The 2,636-nt window shown below is 71.7% G+C and carries 3 protein-coding genes; 2 read left to right on the top strand and 1 reads right to left on the bottom strand.

What is annotated here, in order from left to right; genetic code table 11:
* The first annotated feature begins 195 nt into the window (after window positions 1-195).
* A complete protein-coding gene (locus tag GRF61_RS23730; protein ID WP_169153082.1) occupies window positions 196-741 on the top strand; it encodes a GNAT family N-acetyltransferase in 546 nt (181 codons plus the stop codon).
* Here GRF61_RS23730 and GRF61_RS23725 read toward each other — a convergent pair.
* The gene (locus GRF61_RS23725; protein WP_169153081.1) at window positions 738-2,162 is read right to left on the bottom strand and encodes a fused MFS/spermidine synthase; all 1,425 of its coding nucleotides are present in this window, start codon (window positions 2,160-2,162) and stop codon (window positions 738-740) included. The genes GRF61_RS23730 and GRF61_RS23725 overlap by 4 nt on opposite strands.
* 196 nt (window positions 2,163-2,358) lie before the next feature.
* Between GRF61_RS23725 and GRF61_RS23720 the strand changes: the two genes are divergently transcribed.
* Window positions 2,359-2,636: hypothetical protein (locus GRF61_RS23720; RefSeq protein WP_211166176.1), on the top strand; the 278-nt coding region annotated here is incomplete at its 3' end.

The raw sequence follows: 2,636 nt of genomic DNA, 5'->3' as shown, positions 1-2,636 counted from the left end.
GACAGGGGCTGGACGGCGGATGCGCCCCGGACGATAAACGCGGCGGCGTCCGCGCGCAATCTCCGGCGGCGGCAGGCGGGCGGAGCCGGTGCTCTCAGCGGTGGCAGACGTCCGTCACGAAAACAGGGTAGCGTGGGCGGAGTACCATTCCTGGCTGCAGCGGCCGCCCCTCCCCCGCTTCCTCAGAAAAGGCGCATGAACGACTACTCCCTGCGGCGTGCCCTGGTCCGCGATCTCGACGCCCTTTCCGCCATCGAACGCGCCGCCGCGCGCCGCTTCCCACCCGAGGACCTGCCGCCCGGCCTGCGCGACAAGGTGGTGCCGCGACCGGCGCTGGCGCGGGCGCAGCGGGAAGGCCGGCTGTGGGTGGCCGCCGACGCCGCCGGGCCGGTGGGCTTCGCCTTGATGGAGACCGCCGACGGCCTCGCCCTGCTGGCGGAGCTCAACGTGCATCCCGACCACGGCCGGCGCGGCCTGGGCACGGCGCTGGTGCGGCGCTGCATTGCCTGGGCGAAGCGCCAGGGGCTGCCTGCCATCGCCTTGACCACCTTCGCCCAGTTTCCCTGGAACGCGCCCTTCTACGAGCGCCTGGGCTTCCGCCCGCTGCTGGAGCGCGACGAAATCCCCGCCGGGCTGCTGGCGGCACTGGAAGCGCAGGGCGCGCTCGGCATGCGCGGGCGCATCGCCATGCGGCTGGATTTCCCCCAGGCGCGGCGCCGGCTTAAGGCTCGCGCGGCTTAAGGCTCGCGCAGATGGTCCAGGTCGGCGCGGTTGACCTCGTCGGTATAGAGCTGCGGCGGCGCCACCGGCGGGCCGGCGAAGCACTGCAGCAGCACATTGCTCTGCGGCAGGTTGCGGAACAGCACCTCCACCCCGCAGGGGCCGTACTCCGCCTGGATGGTGGCGATGAGGTTGCGGGCGTAGGGCGTTGAAAGCCTGGGATCGAGGATGAGATTCACCAGCAGCACGCCATCCTCCTTCAGCACCCGCCTGGTGTCACGCCAGAATTCCCGGGTGACCAGGTGGGTGGGGATGTTGGTGAGCGCGCTGTAGGCATCCACCACCACCGCGTCGTAGCGCTCGCTGCTGTCGGCGACGTAGCGGCGGGCGTCGCCGGCGATGAAGCGACCGCGCACCGGCTCGCCGAGGAAGTCGCGCTCGGCCAGCGCCTTCACCTCCGGATCGATGTCCACATAGGTGTAGCGGTTGCTCTCCTCCCTGTGCGACAGGGTGAAGCCACCGGCGCCCAGCACCAGGATGTCGCGCTCGAAATAGGCCAGGTCCATCAGCAGGATGGTGCGCAGGCGCTCGATGTAGCGGGTGTAGCGCGGCGGCTTGCTGTCGTCTATCAGCGAGGCGGCGGAGTTGTTGATCCAGAACACCTTGGGGTCCTGCATGCCCGGCAGCGCCACCGGTGCCACCCGGTAAGTGGCGTAGGCGGTTTCCACCTGCTGCGGCAGCACCAGGTTGAAGCCCAGCGCCAGCGCGGCCAGGCCGGCCGCCGCCGCGCCGCCGCGCAGGCGGCTGCCGGCCAGCCAGGGCAGCAGGCACAGCGGCAGCAGCGCGCAGATGAGCACCGCGGCGTACACGCCCAGCCATTGCATCACCAGCAGCGACAGGCTGAGCGAGCCGAGGAAGGAGCCCAGCGTGGACCAGTACAGCGCGGCGCCGCTGCGCGCGCCCACATGCTCGTGGCGCAGCAGGTTGGTGAGCAGCGGCACCGTCTGCCCCAGCAGCCAGGCCACCGGGCACAGCACCAGGCCGACGAACAGCAGGTAGGCGACAGGCGCCGGCTGCACATGGGCGAACAGCGCATCCACCGTCGGCCCGGCGAGGCCGGCCGCGATCAGCGCGGCGGCGATCAGGAAGTTGCGCCGCACCCGGCCAAGGTAGTCGTCGCTGGGCCGGCCACCGGCCTGGTAGCCCAGGGCCAGGGCCAGCAGGAAGAAGCCGATGGTGGGCGCGGTGATGGTGATGGAGCTGCCGAGGTGCGGCACCAGCCGGCGCAGGGCGACAATCTCGCTGCCCAGCGAGACGTAGCCTTCGACGAACACCAGGGCGTAGAGCACCGGCGTGGCGAGGGTGGGCATGGCGGGAGCTGCGGCTGGAACAGGCGCGGCCGGGGCCGCCGGCACGGCATCGCCGCGCGGGGTTTGCGTCATCGGGTCTCCTCCTGTGAATGGCGGTGCGTCTGGCCGGGAGGGAACGCAGGCCGGCCGCGCGAGCATGGCGCAGGGACATGCCAGCGGCGTGGAGGTTCCGATGGATGGTGCGTTTGTGCGCGCTTTGCAGGCATGAAGCCGGGAATGGCGCGCTGGCGCGAGGGCGCCGCGTGAGGGAAACAGCCGTGCGATGGGGATGCGCGGAAACCAAATCGCGGCGGAACCCCATCATCCGACGAGGCTCCCGCCGCGCTTGGGCTGGCTGGCGCTGGCTGGCTGGCGCTGGCTGGCTGGCGCTGGCTGGCTGGCGCTGGCTGGCTGGCGCTGGCTGGCGCTGGCTGGCTGGCGCTGGCTGGCTGGCTGGCTGGCTGGCTGGCTGGCTGGCTGGCTGGCTGGCTGGCTGGCTGGCTGGCTGGCTGGCTGGCTGGCTGGCTGGCTGGCTGGCTGGCTGGCTGGCTGGGTGGCTGGCTGGCT

It is taken from the genome of Azoarcus sp. TTM-91 (assembly GCF_012911025.1).
Taxonomy (GTDB): domain Bacteria; phylum Pseudomonadota; class Gammaproteobacteria; order Burkholderiales; family Rhodocyclaceae; genus Azoarcus.
This window is presented reverse-complemented; position numbering and strand designations above follow the sequence as displayed.

Bases quoted from the DNA above. Each gene is read 5' to 3' on its own strand.
- GRF61_RS23730 (WP_169153082.1), top strand. From the start codon at position 196: ATGAACGACTACTCCCTGCGGCGTGCCCTGGTCCGCGATCTCGACGCC.
- GRF61_RS23725 (WP_169153081.1), bottom strand. From the start codon at position 2,162: ATGACGCAAACCCCGCGCGGCGATGCCGTGCCGGCGGCCCCGGCCGCG.